The organism is Staphylococcus sp. GDY8P131P, from assembly GCF_017891975.1.
Classification (GTDB): domain Bacteria; phylum Bacillota; class Bacilli; order Staphylococcales; family Staphylococcaceae; genus Staphylococcus; species Staphylococcus nepalensis.
On the sequence record NZ_JAESKF010000011.1, the window covers coordinates 18,076 to 37,690 of the forward strand.

19 protein-coding genes are annotated in these 19,615 nt (G+C 31.0%); 16 read left to right on the forward strand and 3 right to left on the reverse strand.

The window, feature by feature from the left end:
- The first annotated feature begins 11 nt into the window (after window positions 1-11).
- The 15 genes from KA894_RS10385 to KA894_RS10455 all read left to right on the forward strand — a co-directional run bounded on the left by KA894_RS10385 (window position 12) and on the right by KA894_RS10455 (window position 16,130).
- The gene (locus KA894_RS10385; RefSeq protein WP_030061475.1) at window positions 12-2,024 is read left to right on the forward strand and encodes a VirB4 family type IV secretion system protein; all 2,013 of its coding nucleotides are present in this window, start codon (window positions 12-14) and stop codon (window positions 2,022-2,024) included.
- Window positions 2,025-2,035: 11 nt separating this feature from the next.
- Entirely contained in the window at window positions 2,036-3,316 is a 1,281-nt protein-coding gene (locus KA894_RS10390; RefSeq protein ID WP_210133945.1) for a hypothetical protein, read from the forward strand.
- Window positions 3,317-3,333: 17 nt separating this feature from the next.
- Complete coding sequence (locus tag KA894_RS10395) at window positions 3,334-4,410, forward strand: CHAP domain-containing protein (protein ID WP_031921304.1); 1,077 nt, start codon at window positions 3,334-3,336, stop codon at window positions 4,408-4,410.
- Window positions 4,411-4,419: 9 nt separating this feature from the next.
- On the forward strand, window positions 4,420-4,905 hold the full coding sequence (gene trsH, locus KA894_RS10400) for a TrsH/TraH family protein (RefSeq protein WP_000735570.1): 486 nt from the start codon (window positions 4,420-4,422) through the stop codon (window positions 4,903-4,905).
- A gap of 15 nt (window positions 4,906-4,920) precedes the next feature.
- Window positions 4,921-7,023 carry a DNA topoisomerase III gene (gene topB, locus KA894_RS10405; RefSeq protein WP_030061483.1) on the forward strand — a complete coding sequence of 701 codons (2,103 nt, stop codon included), beginning with the start codon at window positions 4,921-4,923 and terminating at the stop codon, window positions 7,021-7,023.
- A 15-nt stretch (window positions 7,024-7,038) separates the two neighbouring features.
- Window positions 7,039-7,503 carry a hypothetical protein gene (locus KA894_RS10410; protein ID WP_000715271.1) on the forward strand — a complete coding sequence of 155 codons (465 nt, stop codon included), beginning with the start codon at window positions 7,039-7,041 and terminating at the stop codon, window positions 7,501-7,503.
- Window positions 7,500-9,146: a VirD4-like conjugal transfer protein, CD1115 family gene (locus tag KA894_RS10415; RefSeq protein WP_030061486.1), complete on the forward strand. Its 1,647-nt coding sequence runs from the start codon at window positions 7,500-7,502 to the stop codon at window positions 9,144-9,146. The genes KA894_RS10410 and KA894_RS10415 overlap by 4 nt, the downstream gene beginning before the upstream one ends.
- A gap of 77 nt (window positions 9,147-9,223) precedes the next feature.
- Window positions 9,224-10,141, forward strand: a complete 918-nt coding sequence (locus tag KA894_RS10420; RefSeq protein ID WP_030061488.1) for a conjugal transfer protein TrbL family protein — start codon at window positions 9,224-9,226, stop codon at window positions 10,139-10,141.
- Between the two features lie 16 nt (window positions 10,142-10,157).
- The gene (locus KA894_RS10425; RefSeq protein WP_000608969.1) at window positions 10,158-10,553 is read left to right on the forward strand and encodes a single-stranded DNA-binding protein; all 396 of its coding nucleotides are present in this window, start codon (window positions 10,158-10,160) and stop codon (window positions 10,551-10,553) included.
- Window positions 10,554-10,609: 56 nt separating this feature from the next.
- Complete coding sequence (locus KA894_RS10430; protein ID WP_000869299.1) at window positions 10,610-11,341, forward strand: hypothetical protein; 732 nt, start codon at window positions 10,610-10,612, stop codon at window positions 11,339-11,341.
- A 36-nt stretch (window positions 11,342-11,377) separates the two neighbouring features.
- A complete protein-coding gene (locus tag KA894_RS10435; protein ID WP_030061493.1) occupies window positions 11,378-12,001 on the forward strand; it encodes a hypothetical protein in 624 nt (207 codons plus the stop codon).
- A gap of 15 nt (window positions 12,002-12,016) precedes the next feature.
- Complete coding sequence (locus tag KA894_RS10440) at window positions 12,017-12,634, forward strand: hypothetical protein (protein ID WP_182094135.1); 618 nt, start codon at window positions 12,017-12,019, stop codon at window positions 12,632-12,634.
- A 127-nt stretch (window positions 12,635-12,761) separates the two neighbouring features.
- Entirely contained in the window at window positions 12,762-13,847 is a 1,086-nt protein-coding gene (locus KA894_RS10445; RefSeq protein ID WP_031883924.1) for a tyrosine-type recombinase/integrase, read from the forward strand.
- A 2-nt stretch (window positions 13,848-13,849) separates the two neighbouring features.
- The gene (locus tag KA894_RS10450; RefSeq protein WP_029658482.1) at window positions 13,850-15,763 is read left to right on the forward strand and encodes a tyrosine-type recombinase/integrase; all 1,914 of its coding nucleotides are present in this window, start codon (window positions 13,850-13,852) and stop codon (window positions 15,761-15,763) included.
- Window position 15,764: 1 nt separating this feature from the next.
- A complete protein-coding gene (locus KA894_RS10455) occupies window positions 15,765-16,130 on the forward strand; it encodes a DUF6262 family protein (protein WP_000619629.1) in 366 nt (121 codons plus the stop codon).
- Between the two features lie 282 nt (window positions 16,131-16,412).
- On the opposite strand, the gene KA894_RS10460 is transcribed toward KA894_RS10455, so the two are convergent.
- From KA894_RS10460 to KA894_RS10470, 3 genes are all read right to left on the reverse strand, one after another.
- A complete protein-coding gene (locus tag KA894_RS10460) occupies window positions 16,413-16,829 on the reverse strand; it encodes an NAD(P)H-dependent oxidoreductase (protein WP_031883923.1) in 417 nt (138 codons plus the stop codon).
- A gap of 177 nt (window positions 16,830-17,006) precedes the next feature.
- Window positions 17,007-18,434 carry a chloramphenicol/florfenicol efflux MFS transporter FexA gene (gene fexA / locus KA894_RS10465; RefSeq protein WP_165624956.1) on the reverse strand — a complete coding sequence of 476 codons (1,428 nt, stop codon included), beginning with the start codon at window positions 18,432-18,434 and terminating at the stop codon, window positions 17,007-17,009.
- A gap of 253 nt (window positions 18,435-18,687) precedes the next feature.
- Window positions 18,688-18,831 (reverse strand): hypothetical protein, encoded by a 144-nt coding sequence (locus KA894_RS10470; protein WP_210133946.1) that lies wholly within the window; start codon window positions 18,829-18,831, stop codon window positions 18,688-18,690.
- Between the two features lie 513 nt (window positions 18,832-19,344).
- Here KA894_RS10470 and KA894_RS10475 point away from each other — a divergent pair.
- The gene (locus KA894_RS10475) at window positions 19,345-19,611 is read left to right on the forward strand and encodes a hypothetical protein (protein ID WP_030061495.1); all 267 of its coding nucleotides are present in this window, start codon (window positions 19,345-19,347) and stop codon (window positions 19,609-19,611) included.
- Window positions 19,612-19,615: the final 4 nt, after the last annotated feature.

Here is a 19,615-nt window from a genome sequence, read left to right on the forward strand (position 1 = left end):
AGTTTTTGAATATGGCAATTTTAAAAAAGAGAAAACAAGAACAAGCAACAAACAAAATTTACAATGAATCTTTTCAAAGGATAACAGAAGTATTAGATACAGATTCAGTGGATAGTATTTATCCATTTAGTTGGATAGAGAAAAAATCACATATAGAAACTGGCGAAAACTATATTAAAAATTTATTAGTAGTTGACTACCCTCAATCAGTAAAAGGGGCGTACTTATCAAATCTACTAAAGAAAAACGGAAATATCCAAATAACGAAATTTATTAGACCAGCAAATATTGAAAAAATGATTGACCATTTAAACAACTCAATTAAAAACAAAAAAGCAGAACAAATGCGTACTACAGACCCGAAACGAAATGCAACAATTAAAAGAGAAATTGATAGTAGTAAAAAACAACTTGATAAATTTTTAGATGAAAAAACAGGATTTATGTACATGTATATGTATATCACGTTAAATGGCGATTCATACGAAAAGATACAAGCGCTAGAAAAAGATGTTAAGCGTACTTTAACGAGATTAAGACTTAAAACACATACACCTACAAACGCAATGAGAGAATCATTTCATACAGTTCTTCCGTTAAATAGAAACTTCTTATCAGCGTTTACACAACAAAATATGGATACAGCAACAGCAGGGCATTTCTTTATGTTTGATGATTCAGAAATTATTGATTTAACACCTAATACATCAGTTTTTGGAATTAACAAAAATACAGATTCATTAGTAGCAGTTGATTTCAATAACAAAGAAAAAACTTTAAATAAAAATATGACTATTATCGGTACAAGTGGTGTAGGTAAATCAACTTTGAACATGAGAATGATTTTAGACAATGTAAAAAAATCTATAAGACAATTTATCATTGATCCCGAAGATGAATTTTCATATATAACTAAATATTACGGTGGAACAGTTGTAAATATTTCAACAAGTTCAAATATCAAAATTAATCCATTTGAAATATTTTCAGAAGAAGTATTTGAAAAAGAAGATGAAACAGACAATGAAACAACATCAGATGTTTTAACGGAAAGCAACGAACAAGAAAGTCAAATTGACACATTAGTTCGTTCTAAAATAGGGAAGTTGAAAACCTTCTTTAGAGTTCTTAAAGATGAAATATCTCAAACAGAAATATCTGTATTATCTTCAACTTTAAGACAGTTATATCAAGATAAAGGCTTTAAAGGTAATGCGAAATTATCAGATTTCAAAAGCGAAGATTATCCAACTTTAACAGAATTATATAACAAACTAAAAGACTTAGACCCAGAAAAATATGAGGTATTAAAGGACTTAACGCTTATCATAGAAGATTACACAATGGAACATGGTACTACTACAATTTTTGACGGTTATACAAACATCAAGTTAGATAATGAAATTGTTACTTTTAACCTTAAACCATTACAAACAGAAAAAGATGTTCAAAGTGCAGCATATTTAAATATATTTAGTTTCTTATGGGACGAAATTACAAAAGATAGAACAACAGAAACGGTATTAATGACTGATGAATTACACTTCTTAGCAACAAATGAATATAGCTTAGATTTCTATTATCAAGCATATAAGCGTATTAGAAAATATGGTGGTGGTGCCATTGCCTCTACTCAACAAATAAAAGATATTCTTAGAACATCACAAGAAATAGGTTCAGCTATTATTGAAAATAGTCATACTAAATTCTTCTTTGGAATGGATAACGTAGGCGTTGATGATGTTGTTGATAAATTAGGATTGAAATTTAGCGATCAAGAAATATCTCATTTAACTAAAAAGAAAAAGGGCGAGGCATTACTACTATACGGAACACAAAGAGCATTTATAAGAATTGATTTAGATAGAGAAGAAACAAGACTTTGGAATAAAGATTTATATGAAACGATTTATGAAGAATCAGCAGACATAGAGCCGAATTATGTAGAGCAACTAGGATTATCAGATATTGATTTAGCAGAATTAGAAGAAGAATTAAGACAAGCAGAAATGATTTATGAATAGGAGGTAATCTCATGAAAATCAGAAATTTTAATGAAGGAACGTTAGTAGGGAAACATAACCACTTAGAATATATCATCAATGTTGATTTATGCCATATATCAGACATAGATGAAATTAGATACGACCTAACAGAACCTAATGAATTGTTTTTTGAAGTTAAAGATTTACAAAAGGAAGGCGATTATTTTCATATCATTTACAACACTGACAATGAATATAATTCCTTCCTATCAGCAAAAAAAGAAAGCAAAGCACTCAAATTATCTTTAATGGATTATGTGTTAAAAGTTGATCCATTAAAGGACAATATAACTGTTATGCACCCAGCAAACCTATTTTTTAAAAATATTGAGGATATAAAAATAGCATTTAAAGGGCATGAATATTTACCTAAACCTAAAATAAATAATTTAGAACAGTATAAATTGTTAATAATGAGTACATTATCACAATACACGTTTGATAAGTATTATCGCAATAAATTTGAAGTTTTATCAAAAGAAAAAGATGATTTCTTCCATAAAGTTAATAATGCAGAAACTTTTGAAAAATTGAAAGAGATTGTAAGACATGAATTAAATCAAGTACAGACAGAGTATTTACTGAATGAAGAAAAACGCAATAGAGAAACACGAAAAAAATACATTAGAAATTTAATACTTGGTTTTGTTGGTATTGCAATAGTTATAAGCCTAATTTCATTTATGATTATAAACGGAAAACAACAAGAATTAGATAGCAAAATAGCACAAGCAGATAAGCAAGAACAAAGAAGTAAAGTGTATGAAAATCTTTATAATGGCAATGTCGATCAAGCAGTTAAAGGAATGAAAAATGACGATAGCTTTAACAAAAAAGATATTGAAAAACCATTAAAAAAAGAAAAGAAATATGAAGAATTAATTGAATTAAGCAGTAAAAACACACCTTATGTAATTGAACAATTATATAAAGAAGGTAAGCAAAATAAAATAAGAGAGTTAGCTTACAACTTTGAAAACAACGATACTTTGAGCCTAGAAAAGAAAATCTTAGACAAAGACGGAACAGCATTTAGTGTAGGCTCAACAGGTAATTACGAAGAACAAAGCAAACGTTTGGCTTTAGCGTCAGCCGAAGAAGGTTATGTTGAATCAGCTGAAGATATTAATAAAAAACTAAAAGATGATGAAGTTGAAGAAGAAATAAATAAAGCTAAAATCAAACAACTAAAAGAAGAAAAGGACAACACAAAAGATAAAGACAAGAAAAAAGAAATTCAAAAAGATATAGAGAAATTAGAGAAAAAATAAGAGGGAGGTAAAGTATCATGTGGACTGCTATTGCTAAAGGGATAACAATGCTAATGAAGAAAAAAGCATTATCCAAAATATTAAAACCAGTAATAGCTATAGTTATAGGTTTTTTCCTTCTTATTTTTATAATGGTTGCTTATCTTGTAGGATCTTTCACGAAAGAGATTAATGAGAGTGGCGACCAAAAAATGAAAGAGGCTGAATCAACAGCAACTGGTGCGTGTACTGGTGGAAGTGTAGACGGTTCGGGTATTTCTACTTTTGAAAAAAATGCCAAAGGTGGTGCGTTAGAAGGTAAAGCTAAAGATATGGTCAAAATTGCTAAAAAAAATAAAATACCACCAAAATTATTTATGGCAATTGTAGCCTCTGAATCAGAGTGGGGCAAAGGGCCAAACGCAACAAAACAAAAAAACCCTCTATCAATAATGGGGGCTGGACCTTTACAAGTTTATCCTTCAATTGAAGAAGGACTTGATAAAGGCGCAAAAAATTTATATGACTTATATATTTCTAAAGGTTTAACAACGCCCGAAAAAATCGGGCCAAAATACGCACCAGTTGGCGCTAGCAATGACCCGACAGACTTAAATAGTAACTGGGTACCTACAGTTAAAAAAATCATGAAGTCATTCGGTGGCGAAGAGGCCAAATGTTCAACTGAAAGTAGTGGTGGAGGTTCAGACGGTAAAGGCTTTGATTTTAAAGGCGAATTCCCTAAACCCGATAAATCGAAATATAACGGACAATCATATCCATGGGGACAATGTACATGGTATGTACATCAACGTAGAAAAGAAATCGGTAAACCAGTACCTTTAACATGGGGTAATGGTGGCGATTGGGGAGATAATGCAAAAGCACAAGGTTGGGAAGTAGGTAGTAAACCAAAAGCTGGCGCTGGAGCCTCTATAAAACCTGGTAACTTTGGTGCACCAGCACCATACGGACATATAATGTTCGTAGAAAAGGTTAAAAAAGACGGTGGAATTATAGTTAGTGAGGCCAACGTAAAAGGCGAAGGAGTAATAAGTTCAAGAGAATTTACAAAAGAAGAAACACAACGTATGCAATTTATTTATGATAAGTAGGTGGAGAATATGAAAAAATTATTAACTATAGTTATTTTATTCACTTTGGTTTTGGCTGGTTGTGGCCAAAATCAAAGTGAGAAAAATAGTAAAAAGGATAATGAAGAAAAAACAGTAGACACTACAGAAGAAAGAAACGATATGATAAAAGGTCTAATTGAATATGGTTATGAAAATGATGATTATAAAGGTTACAAGCATATGAAAGATATATTATCTGAAAAAATGCAAAAACAAGCTGAAATGCAAAATCAATCAGCACAAACTAAAGGTGTAGAAAAGGAAACTAAAGACATTAAACTTTATCAAGACGTAGATAATGATGATGAAGTGCTTTATTCTATTAAACTTTCAATCACAAACAAAAAAGAAAAAAACTCTGACTACTCAATGAGATATGGCAAAATTCAACTAACAGAAGAAGAAGGTAAACAAAAGATAGATAATATCGAAGAACTAACACAAAGAAACTTAGTAAGTATGAATCAAGAATAGAAAGAGGGGATACTTATGAACACTTTAATTCTATGTGAAAAACCTTCACAAGCAATGGATTTAAGCACTGTTTTTGCAAAAAAGAAAAAACAAAATGGGTATATGGAAGTTTCAGATGAACAATTAAATGTAAGTGGTTTTTTAACTTGGGCAGTTGGTCATTTAGTCGAATTGCAAGAACCACAAGAATATGACGAAAAATATAAGAATTTTAGCACATATCCTATATTGTTAGAAAAAGACGATTTTCAATTTAAAGTATCTGACAAAACGAAAGATCAATTTAACAACATTAAAAATATATTTAAAGAAAACAAGATTGATGAAGTTATTATTGCTACTGACCCAGCTAGAGAAGGCGAAAATATAGCATATAAAATTTTAAATCAATTGAAAGTAACAGATAAAGTTACTATAAAAAGATTGTGGCTTACTTCTAAAGTTGAAAGTAGTATAAGAAAGGCTTTTAAAAATATATTACCTAAAGAAAAAACTTATGGATTTTACAAAGAGGGCAGGGCTAGAGAATTAAGTGATTGGTTAGTAGGAATTAACTTATCACGTCATTTTACTAAAATTTCACGAGAATTAGGTAATGACGGTGTTATTCACATTGGTAGAGTATCTAGTCCTACATTAAACATGGTTTACAACAGAGAAAATAACATCAAAGGTTTTAAAGGCAAAAAGTTTTATAAAGTTTCAGCGACTATTAACAAAGATGAACAAGAAGTAAAAACAGAGTTAAAAAACAAATTTGATAGTGAAGATGAATTGCACGAATTCTTGTTTGATAATGACATTACAGATTTAACACAAAAAGGAATAGTTACTGATATTGAGAAAGAAATAGGCTATACAATGCCACCTAAATTTTATGACTTATCAGCTTTACAAGAAGATATGAATGATAAATATAAAATAAGTGCGAAACGAACATTAGAAATCGCACAGACATTATATGAAAAGAAATTAATCACATATCCTAGAACTGATTCAAGATATATCACAGAAGATGAAAAAGAAATGTTAGTAGAAAATATAGATTATTTAAAAGAAATAACTAATACTAATTTGAATAATGAATTAACTAATAACAGCTTGATTAATCCTACTAAAATAGAAGATCATTACGCAATATTAATAACTGGAAATGATTTTAATAAAGTAGATTTAAAAGAAGAAGAAATCAATGTTTATAAAAGTATATTACAGAATGTGGCCATGAACTTTATGGATAAAGAGCAATATGAAACGACTACTATAGAAATTGCTGTTAAAAAGCTCATTTTTGAAGTGAAAGGTAAAATTATTCAAGATAAGGGATTTAAGGCTTTGTTAAATAAACAAAAAACTTCCGAAGAAACAATTCCTAATTTTGAAAAAAATGAAGAAGTAGATATTGAATTAGATTTGCTAGAAAAAGAAACGACACCTCCAAAAAGATATACAGAAAAAACATTATTAAAAGCAATGGCCAATCCTATAGAAACACTAGAAGATGAAGGATTAAAGTCTACACTTAAAGAAAGTAAAGGTTTAGGTACACCAGCAACTAGAGCTGACATTATAGAAAATTTGAAGAAGAATAAATATATTCAAGTACAAAAAAACAAAATTTATATTACTAAAAATGGTATATTAGCTTGTCTATTATTGGAAGGACATTTACTTTCAAAACCAGACTTAACAGGACAATGGGAAAAATATTTGAATGGTATTAGTAAAGGAGAAAAAGATGATGATTCATTTATAAATACCATTAATGAAATGATAAAAAAGACAATTAGCGAAGAAGTTAAAAATAAAGAAATTATACAAAAAGTGGCCAAAGAGAAAGTATCATCTAACAATATCGCAAAATGCCCTGCTTGTGATAATGGCTATTTAATAGATAGAAAAGGATTTTATGGTTGTACAGAGTACAATAACGGTTGTGAATTTACGATTCCTAAAAAACTGTTAGAAAAGAGTATACCTCCAACTGTAGTAAAAGCATTATGTGAAAGTAAGACAACTAAAAAATTAAAAGGCTTTAAATCTAAAAAAAGTGGAAAGTCATTTGATTGTAAGTTGATACTAACAAAAGAAAACAAAGTTCAGTTTTCATTCGATTAAAAGGAGGATAAGAAAATGAAAAAAGGAATATTCATTTTAACTGGTATTATTTGGCTAGTATTAATATATTTAGCGCAAATATTAGCATACGCATTAAACACACTAAGTAATACTAGCAATAAGCAAAAGATATTTAGCGACATATCACAGTTGTTTATCCCTCCAGCTAAACACCCAATAAGCACTATTATTGGTTTTATAACTGATAAAAATACAGTGTTTTTTGTAATAGGTGGAATAGCAACAATTATTTGTATATATATTCTAATAAAACAATTATTTGAGAGTAAAGACGGTAATGAAAAAAATCAAGATTATAAAATTGCTAAACATGGTTCTCATGGATCAGCTAAATTTGCTGAGGATAGTGAATTGTTTTCAGAAGGTCATTATAAAAAAATGAAAGAAAACGACATTACAAACTATGTTTACAACAGTTTAGATAAATCATTAATAGAAGAAAGAAGTGATAAGGAATGACTACACTTTTAGGCGAATTAGAAAGTAAAGCAACTTCTATAAATAAAAAGAATTTAGTGATACAAGATTTTGATACCAAATGCCCTAATAGAAATATATTTGTAGTAGGAGGGCCAGGTTCTTTTAAATCGGCTGGCTATGTTATACCTAATGTTATTGTTAAAAATCAACAATCAATAGTTGTAACTGACCCTAGTGGCGAAGTTTACGAAAAAACAGCTAATATTAAACGTATGCAAGGCTATGATGTTAGAGTTGTAAATTTCAAAAACTTTTTAGCCTCTGATAGACAAAACTTTTTTGACTATATTGATAAAGATTCTGATTGTTCAATTGTAGCTGAATTAATTATTAAATCAGCTGGGGATTCTAAAATGAATAAAGATGTATGGTATAAATCTTCTGTAGGATTACTAAATTCATTATTGCTATATGCTAAATATGAATTTGAACCCGAAAAACGAACTATAGGAAATATTATTAAATTTATTCAAAACAATAAACCTAATCATGATGACGAAGGATCAGTTGAATTAGATAATCGCTTTAATGAATTACCTAAAGACCACCCAGCTAGAGAAAGCTATGAATTTGGTTTTGCAGTATCAGAAGGAAGAACAAGAGCAAGTATTATATTAACCTTTGTAGCCGATTTACGAAACTACATTGATAACGAAATTAGAAGTTACACAAGCGATTCTGATTTTGATTTACGAGATGTAGGATTAAGAAAAACTATTATATATGTAATGTTGCCGGTTTTGGGGAACACTGTTCAATCACTTTCTAGTTTATTCTTCTCTCAAATGTTTCAACAGTTATATAGGTTAGGGGACGAAAACGGTGCTAGACTTCCAGTCCCAGTAGATTTTTTACTAGACGAATGGCCAAATATCGGCGCAATACCAGACTATGAAGAAACTTTAGCAACTTGTCGTAAGTATGGTATTAGTATAACAACAATTGTTCAATCTATTTCACAAGCTGTAGACAAGTATAATAAAGATAAAGCAAACGCTATTATAGGGAACCATGCTGTTATTTTATGTTTAGGTAATGTAAATAACGATACAGCTAAATATATAAAAGAAGAATTAGGTAACGCCACTGTAGAGTTTGAAACAAGCAGTGAAGGTTCTTCTAGTGGTAAAGATAGCAGAAGTAAATCATCAAATAAAAACGTGAGTTACACTGGAAGGGCGTTACTAAATGAAGATGAAATAAGCAATATGCAACAAGACAAAGCTATTCTCATAACCAAGAATAGAAATCCCAAAATCATTAAAAAGCTAGCATATTTCAAAATGTTTCCTAATTTAACTGAAACATATATAGCACCTCAAAATGAATATAAACGTAAAAAGAACCAATCTATGATTGATAAGCATAATAGATTAAGAGAAGAATGGGATAAAAAACAAGAGAAAATTAAACAACAAAAACTAGAAGAATATAAAGAAGAACAAAGACAGAAAGAGTTAGAGGAAGAACAACAAGCACAAGAAGAACAACAAAATGAGGAAGTAAAAGAGAGTAAAAGCAAAAATGAAGAACAACAAGAAGATAAGAAAGACGAGCAACAAAAAATTAATGATTCTAAAAAGGCATTTTATGAAAAATTAAAACAAAAACAAGCTAAATAAAAGTAGGATTTTACATTACATGACATGACATGTAATGTAAAATCTGTTATACTTGTAATGAAAGTTGAGGTGGTTGAATGGATTGGATTAAAGACGCTGTTAAAGACCTAACTAATGGTATTGCAGACGGTATGATGAATTTTATATTTCAATTTCTTTATACGCTATTTTATGAGCCTTTAAAGTTCTTTATATGGTTGTTAGATAAAATACTTATTGACCCTAATAGTATTTCAAGTGATTACATTTCAAATGCGTCTATATTGGTTAATAGCTTAATCACTTCAATAGCAGTATGTGTGTTTGCTTTTAAAATGGTTCAAGTTATGAAACAAAATGCAGAAGGTAACGCTGAAAGCCCAGGTTATTATGTAGCACAATTATTACCGAGTTCGTTATTGGTGGCAGCTTTACCATGGCTAGTTGATATAATGACTAAATTATCTTATGCAGCCACTAGGGCATTTTTAGATGTAGGTCAAAAAAGTTATTTAGAAACTATTAAAGAATGGAGTTCTTTAAAAAAAGGTCAAGACGGATTTAAAGAAATGCTAGGTTCTATGGGGACTATGGCAGGTAGTCAAATTATGTTTATTCTATTTATTCTATTGATTTTAGTATTTACTGTAATATTTATTTTCCAATTTGTTAGTAGGATAGCTGATTTAATAATAATGAAAGTAGTTGCCCCGTTGGTAGCAGTTTCATTATTAGCAGATGAAAATAATTATGTAGGTGTATGGTGGCGCGAATTATTGGCAATTAGTATTCAATTACCATTACAAGTGTTTACTTTCTTTGGAGGAATAAATTTATTCTTTGGCGCAAAGTTAGACGTAGGCACATTATTATTAGGTATAGGATTCTTTATTATTACAGTTAAATCGCCTTCCTTTATTAGATCAATGGTTTACTCTACTGGAAGTGGGCGAATGGCGACTGGAATGGCTGGAAGTGGTGCAAAACTTCTAGTTAGAAAAATGTTATCTAAATAAAGAAAGGAAGAAAATTATGATAAACAAAGTAATATATAGTGGACGTATCGCAACTGATTTAAAATTAAGAAAAAGTAAAAATGATAAGTCTTATGTTTTCTTTAACATAGCTGTACCTAGGCAGTTTGATAATGATAGAACAGATTTTATTAATTGTGTTGTATGGGGAAAACAAGCTGAAAGTTTAGTTGATTATCAAAGTAAAGGTAATCTAATTATAATTGAAGGTTCAACTGAAACATATAAAAAGGATAATATTAATATGTCTAGGTGTTTGGTTGAAAAGACTATCTTTTTAGAAAGCAAAAAAGAAAACAAAAAAGATGACGTGTCAGAAGATGACGCTATAAGCCCAGCAGAAGAAGATAATAGCAACGATAAATCTATTTCTGATGATGATTTACCATTTTAAAACTATAAAAGGACGTGTGAAAACACGTTCTTTTTTTAAAAATAGGAGTGATTTAGATGAAAGTAACAAATACAATTAGATTTGAAGAAGAAAAGAAAAACTTAATTGATAATGTAGTAAATACGCTAGAAGAATATAAAGATGTTATCGACAGTGAATTGCGTAGTATTAGAAACACTAATTATTTAGTTATGAGAAATAATTTTAATGTTCAATATAGTGTACATAGACAAAGTTCAAATATAGAAGATATAGACCCTTTAGAATCATTGAAAGTTCAATTGAATTCTATGGAACATGGTTATACTGATATAAAATTATTGAAAGATTCATTTGAGAATTTTCAAGTTAAGTATGAGGCTTACAGGGACGCTGTGAGAGATTTAATTCACTTTTATGAAGTTAGTGGAGTATTAAAGAAGGAAATTCTAAAAATAAGACAATTTGATAAATGCTTAAAACCATTAACAGAAGGGACAAGCAAAAAGGCAGATTTAAACCCACTTTTAGAACTAGAGGGAGCCTTTAATGTAATTAAAGATTTTAATGATTTCAAGAATTTAGAACGTGTTGAATATCTACTTGAAAAAGACGAAGAGGGCAACATAAAAACGGATAAAAACGGACAATACACTGTAGATAGAGAATACTTTATAAGTAGAGTATTAAAATTAAAAAATAACTTAAAAAAGAAATATGAAATTAACCAAAAAGCAATTGCTAAACTTTATAGAAAGCATAATACAAGTGATAGATTAAAAAGGTATTTAGAATTTGGCAGACGCTAATAGCTCAAATATTTTACTGTGTATGGAGGTTTATTTATGAAAAGAACTGACAAATATAGAGAAGAATATGAAAGAGAAAGAGAGAGAGAAAGACAATCAAGAAATAACTATGACATCAACGAAGAAAATAGAAGAAGGTTCTATGAACATCAACAAAGAATGTATGAAGAACAAAGAAATAAAAAGTACAAAAGACGTAATAAATGGTTTGGATTTATCATTATTATTTTAGTAATTCTTTTAGTGGCTTTAGGTGTGAAATCATGTAGTAATAATGATGAAACACAAGAATCAAGTAATAATCAAGCACAACAAGATAATACAGATCAATACGTTCAACAAAAAGATGATGAATTAAAGAGTAAAGTTGAAGATACAAAGACAAGCATTGAAAATTCTAATGATGATACACAATCTAAACTTCAAGAATTAAAAGACGAAGTTAATAATCTAAAGAATAATGCTAATGATGATAAGGCAGAAAAAGTAGCAAATGATTATCAAGATACAGTAAACCAGCTAGACAATGCACAGACAGCTAAAGAAAATGGTAATGATAGTAAAATGAAAGAAGAATTGAATAAAGTAAATAGTAAGTTAGATGAAATAAAAGATAAAATAACATCTTGGTTTGATAAAGATAACAACAAAAACGAATAATGTAGGAGGGGTTTTTTGGGGAATTTAGATTTTGACCACGAAGGATATAGAAAACTATTACCATTAAAAGAATACAAAGATTCTATAAAACATAGCGACAGCAAGACTAGAAATCATTTTATTGGTATGGCTTTTAATAATAAAACAGATGTGTTTAGTCGTAACTTCTCTAATAAAATGATAAACATATTTCCTAAAAAAGAATTTTATATTCATATACAACAATTTCCAGAGAATGATAGCCCTTCTTATATGGTATACAACACTGATATTACAGCATTTATTCAGTTTAGGTTAGCTGGGCGATCAGAAAATAAGTATTTAGAAAAAATTATCAGAGATTATGGTGTATTAATAGAAGTTGAGGCCTTACATTCATTTAAAAAAGGTATGGGGGCAATGCTGGTAAATCAATTGGAAAAGTTATCAGATAAACTGTTCATACCTATATTTCTTTATGATACTAATTTAAAAGATGAATTATATTATCAAGACTTAGGATTCTTTGATACTACTAAAAAAGGGGATTATGGAGAACCACTTTTAGTATATAAACCTAAAACTCTAGAAACTAATAAAAAAGAAAAGCCTATTAAATCTTTATTCAAGAAAGTATTCAATATCAATTATTAAACATAGTATCCTAAACTAGAGTACTCTAAGTACTCGAAGTTTAGGATTTTTTAATTACAGTGCTTTAACTATTAAATATATAAGGGTATTATTAATAGTAGTTAAAGTATTTAAAGGTGGTGGAAAGATGAAGGTTCAGAAAGTAATTGTGGAGGAAAAATCATATCCGTTATACATACTGCTAGATAAAGAATTTGAAGTGATAGAACCGGTTAAGCGATTTATAAAGTACTTGGATAATACGGGCAAAGCTCCAAATACCATTAAAACATATTGTTATCATCTCAAGCTGTTTTATGAATTTATGAGCCAAAGTAGAATCGAATTAGGAGATTTACAATTTGAGGATTTAGCAAACTTTGTAGGATGGTTAAGAAATCCAGCAGGGCATTTAAAGGTAATAGATATACAACCAAAGAAGGCTAAAAGAGAGGAAACATCAGTTAATTCCATACTTAACGCTGTAACTAGTTTCTTAGAGTATTTAAATCGCACAGAAAATTTTAAAGCTATAGATATGTCTAAAGAAGCAAGAGGAAGAAACTTTAAGGGGTTTCTTCACCATATTTCTAAAGGTAGATCCTATAAAAAAAATATTTTAAAGCTTAGGGTCAAAAAGAAACTTGTACAAGTATTAGAACATGGACAAGTCAAAGCAATAATTGAGGCATGTCATACCAAAAGAGATAAGTTACTTATTATGCTTATGTATGAAGGGGGACTTCGGATAGGAGAAGCATTATCCCTTCGTATTGAAGATATTTCAACATGGGATAACCAGATTAACATCAGGCCAAGAGATCATAATGAAAATGGAGCTTATATTAAACTTAAAAAAAAAAGAACTATTGATGTAAGTAAGGAATTAATGGCATTATATACCGATTACTTAGTACATGAATATGGGGAAGATTTAGATCATGATTATATATTTATTAATCTTAAAGATTCTTATTTTGGCCACCCTCTAAAATATCAAAGTGTATTAGACTTAATAAGAAGACTAGGAAAACGGACAGGGATTACTTTCACTGCCCATATATTACGTCATACGCATGCCACAGAGCTTATTAGAAGTGGATGGGATGCTGCATATGTACAAAAAAGATTAGGGCATGCCCATGTACAAACAACACTTGATACGTATGTTCATCTTTCTGATCAAGATATGAAGAATGAATATAAAAAGTATCTTCAAGGGAGAGAAACATGACAATGAAATTTCCAAGTGTAGCAACTAATCGAAAGCTTATCGCTAGTACAGAGATTAATAAAAAAATAGCTAATATGACAAGTGTTTTAAAAGGTTATTGGGCAGCAGATAGATGGGATATAAGAATTTGTCCGCATCCTAGTGCAATTGAGTTAAGTAAGAATCCGTCACTAAGAAATCGTTGGGTAAATTTCGATAAGGTGGAAAATGTCTGGTTGAAAACAGAATTAAAATATTTTTATTACCTTCACTTGAATAATGGAGCTTGGAATGCAAAATCCGTTTGGATTAGAAAGGGAACAGTGATAAGCCGGATGATGGGATTTTTAAATTTAAAATATCCTAATATTACATCGATAACCGAAGTGCCTATAAAAAAAGCTTTGACAGAATACCGGACCTACTTAACAGAACAAAAAGTAAAAACTACGACTACTAATTACAAACTTGATGTAAATCAGCAGAAAGTTACTGTACATGCGAATTCCTATTACGTTACTCATCTTAAGCAGTTTATGGAATTCTATGAGGACTTCTATTTTGATGGGGAAGAATGGGAAAAAGATGTTTGGAATCGAAGAAAATTATCATTACCGGAAGATAAGGTAAACCCAACATCCTACGAATATACGATCAACTTTAAGGGTTTTAAGAATAATTATTTTAAAGAAATAGTTAAGCGATATTGTAAACTAATGTTAAACACAGCTAGCTTTTCTCACGTAGTAGATATAGCTTCAAAATTAAAAGAATTTTTTAATTTCATGAACAAAAATTGTGAAGGTATACAAAGGATTCATCAATTAACTAGAAATGAAATTGAGCAATATTTTAATTATATTAATTTAAAAGGTTTAAAACCCAGTACTGTAACTGGACGAATATCTACTTTAGACGTTTTTTTTACTACAATTCAAAGATATGACTGGAAGGATACACCTTCTAAGATCCTTATCTTTCAAGAAGATTACCCTAAAGTGCCGAAGGCACTACCACGTTATATTGATGAACATATACTTGAACAATTAAATGGGAAATTAGATAAATTGGAACCTTATATTGCTACAATGGTTATGGTACTTCAAGAATGCGGGATGCGTATCAGTGAACTTTGTACATTGAAAAAAGGGAGCGTCATAACCGATAAAGAAGGGGATTGCTTTTTAAAGTATTATCAGTGGAAAATGAAGAAAGAGCATATCATTCCTATTTCTAAAGAAATTGCTGCATTGATATTAGTTCAAGAGCAAAGGGTGGCTGATGAACTCGATGATGGATGTGTATATGTGTTTCCCCGAAAAGATTGCTCACCATTGAAACAAGATACCTTTAGGGTTAAATTAAATGAACTAGCTTATGAAGAAAAGATAACGGACAGCAACGGAGAAATTTTTCGTTTTCATGCTCATGCCTTTCGGCATACAGTTGGCACTAGAATGATAAATAACGGAGTGCCACAACATATTGTCCAGAAGTTCTTGGGTCACGAATCACCGGAAATGACGGCAAGATATGCACATATTTTTGATGAAACCCTAAAGAAGGAATTTACGAAATTTAAGGAAACCTTAGTAACGAATAACGGTAGCATTCTGGATTTAAGTGAGGAAAATACTGAAGCTGACAATACAGATCTTCAATGGTTTAAAAAGAATATCAATGCACAGGCACTTCCTAATGGCTATTGTCGGTTACCAGTAATTGCAGGACCATGTCCTCACGCAAATGCATGTTTAGATTGTACGAATTTCTGTACAAGTAAACAATTTCTTACTGAACATGAAGAGCACTTAGAGCGAACTAAAGAAATACTAAATAGGGCTAAACAAAACCAATGGCAGCGTCAGGTTGAAACCAATGAACGTGTTAAAAATAGATTAGAACAGATTATTCATTCGTTAAAGGAGACGAATTAAAATGATTAGAAAAGGTAACACAACTGCCATAGTTCAGCTAGCTAAAGACAAGTCGGAGAAAACAAGAATTAGGGTTGAAAAGACAATTTCAGAGATGGCATTGAAAGAAGAGAAGATTAATTTTAATTCCGTTGCACAAAAAGCAAATGTTTCAAAGTCATGGCTTTACAAACAAAAAGATATTAGAACTAGAGTGGAGACATTAAGAGGGATGCAGATAAGTGAGTTAACCCCCCGTAAACCTAGTAAAAGCCCTCGTTCAGAGGACGTATTAATAAAAACCTTAAAAAGCCGTATAAAGGCGTTAGAAGAAGAGAATGAACGGTTAAAGGATCAAGTTCAAAAATTACATGGCAAGCTGTTTTAGCAGATTTGTGTTTCTTGGAATTTATTGGGCACTTTGAATTGGCTACCTAAAATGAAATCGCTAAAACCTTCAATAACTTCAATAGCCCATTTCCCTAAATGTGTTAAGGGGAAATGGGCTTTCTTCTAGTATTGTTGGCATGATCGCAGAAGTGTTTTATGCTCTTAAATAATACTTTTTAATATATTGCAAATACTCATTAGCACTTTTCTGTATCTCTTCGCCCTTCATATCCGAATTAGCACCGTAAAGTACAAACTCTGGTACATATTCAGCATGAATCTATGCACATAAAGATTTGAATGGTGTTAACATCTGGGTTAATGTATGCTTGTTTTTACCCATACTTGTAAATTCACCTTTTTTTACGCCAGCTGATATAGCTAATCCTAATTTTCGATTATAAAATATTCTTTTACCCTTTGATCCGTAAGCCCATCCATATATAATCACTTCATCGATCCATTTTTTTAATAATGAAGGAGAACTATACCAATATAATGGAAATTGAAAAATAATATTATCATGATTTTCAACTAATTCCTGCTCTCTTTTTACATTCATAATAAAATCAGGATACTCTCTATAAAGATCATGAATGGTAATTTCGTTTGAATAAGACGCTGCTTTTTCTACCCAAACTTTATTGATTCGAGAATTTGGCATATCTGGGTGAGAAACGATCACCAATGTTTTCATTGTTTCATCCTTAACATACTCAACTTTCGCACCAATAAAACAGTGTACGAAAGTTGAGTTACTTAAAAGTATTCTATTCTAAGAAATTCAAATTTGCGTGATTCCTAAGCTATTTATTTACAGCTTAAACTATAGAAGATGAACTAAACAATAACTAATCTTTACATAACTAAGTTATTACCCACGCTTTTTTAAACCTAATCCAGCTATTAAGGCAATGAGTATTGCCCCTGTAGCTGCAAGGAACGCATCTGAGTAGGACATAGCGTCCAATATATATAATGGATTTATCGGCTCAGTAGCATCACGTCGAGCGGATAATAATGCTCCAATCATACCTGCTCCAGTTCCTGATCCAAGGTACAAAGCACCTTGGAAAATCCCCATTCCGACACCAACCTTGTCTGCATCGAGTGCACTTACTGCGGCGTTATTTGCGGGAGAATTCGTGAATGCAAAAGCAATCCCTACTCCGAGGACCCCCACGGAAACTAACAGAGGTGAAGCACCAGATGCATAGGTGGACAAGAATAAGGTAGACAGCCCCATCAGAGTCATCCCAGTAATTATCAGACGTTTATCCCCAAATCGATCAGAAAGACGGCCAACGAAGGGAGATAAGATTGCAACAGCCACACCACCTGGCAACAATATCATTCCAGCCTGTCCAGAAGAGAGTCCATTCACCTCAACGACTAGTAATGGGACGAACATAAGAACAGCGAAATAAGCAAACATCGAAAAAAATGCAATTATGACCGTATTGACATAATCCTTGTTATTGAACAGGACAGGTGGTACAAATGGATTTTCTGCGGTAACAATTCTCCAAATAAATCCCACCAAAGCTACAACAGAACCAATTAGGCTAGTTAACGATGAGAACGAAGAAAAACCAGAAGTTTCTCCTTGAGTGATGCCAAAAAGGAGTAATCCTACTGTGAGGCCGAGGAATAAACCACCAATGAAATCAAAGTTCTTATTGCTTCCTACGGATTCTGCCGGTTTAATTGTCGGTAACGCGTAGTAGGCACCAATAACAATCATAATGGCTAACAAAAATGTGAACCAAAACAAGGCATTCCACCCTAAATATTGACCAACTACTCCACCAAATATTGGACCAGCAGCAGTTCCAACACCAATACTTCCTGCGATAATTCCCAAAGCTCCCCCACGTTTTCCTTGTGGGAAAACCTTCGAAATTGCAATGACTGATAGAACTGGAATTGCGGACATCCCAGCACCCTGAACCATTCTTCCCAAAACCAACAATGGGAGGTTCGGGGCAATTGCACATAAAAGACTACCACTTGCCAGAATCATAATGGCAAAGATATATAGCTTTCGTAACTCAAAAAAGTCTGAGATTCGACCATAAATCGGAATTCCAATCGCAAGAACAAGTGCAATACCACTAACTATCCAACTCACTTGAGATTTCGAAGCTTCTAAATCTTTGCTTATTAGTGGAAGTACGGGATTGACTGAATCAGCCGTAATTGCACCTACAAGTACAGATAGGGAGAGTACCATCATTAAAAGCCTAGTAGAACCCCTTTTTTCAGATTGAATCATTTCTTTAGATTTACTATCCTTTTTCATTTTATTTCCTCCTAAAATATATTGTGATTTTAGGAGGCTAAATCCACTGCTTTCACCATAAACCTCACCTCATATCTATTTATATTGTAAAACCAAATCAACGAACTCACCATATTTCTACAGCATGATTAAAGATTCGGTTCTCCAAACTAACTGAACTGATCAAACAAAAAAAAGGCACCAGTTTAACAACCGGTGCCTAATCATTCGTATGCATTTTTACAAATGCAATAGATTCATAAATTTTTGCCCATTATATAAAAGGAGGCAAAAAGTTTTCCGGTAGTGTTTCCATTTTTTGTTTTTGTGAAAAAGGACATACTGATACCGTTGTACCTAAATCCCCTGAAACTTTTACATGCTTTCTAAACTCGACATTAATGAAATCAATTCCCATTACTTTTTGCCTCCTTTCTCATATTGTGATAATAACACAATAATAATTGATGAAAAAGAAATAATCAACCCTACTTTTTTGAAAACCAATTTAAAGCTTTACTACTTTTACTTACATAATAAAGGCAGGTGCAGTATAAACTTTTTTAAATAGGTCTTCTTTAACGAGCAGGTAGCGTCAGTTAAAGTAGATAATTTAAGATCGAAATCATATTATAGATATTCCGAAATTGGGCGTGATTGTTGCAGGTCAAAAGCTTAATTCCTCGATAAAATAAAAAGGAATTAGTTTTTTTATTTGTGGTACATTCTTCTGACCGTAATCAATTGTCATCTAATAATGACATTGTATTTTTTCATTTGATTTAACACGTTAAATATATGTTCTTAAAGTAAAAACATTGATGTTAATGGATTTTTAGTAATTTACTCTTGATAAGATACAGCCTACAGTATTAAAGAGGTGGGGTAACTCATTTCTTTAATACTTATTTTATTAATAGGGGTTTAACATATGGATTATACAAATCAAAAAAGAAAATACATAATATTTGGTGTTATTCTTGTTATAACACTTCTAATTATTGGAATTGCTTACTATTTAATCAGTTTGAATAATGCTAAGGGACAAATTAGAGAATTTGAAAAATTTATACAGCAAAATGATTATAAAAGCATTGCTGATAAGCTATCTAATAATGAACAAACTTTATCAAAAGTAGACGCTAAAAACTTTGTGTTATTTGTTAAAAGTAAAGAAAATCAGATAAAGTCCGTATAATTGT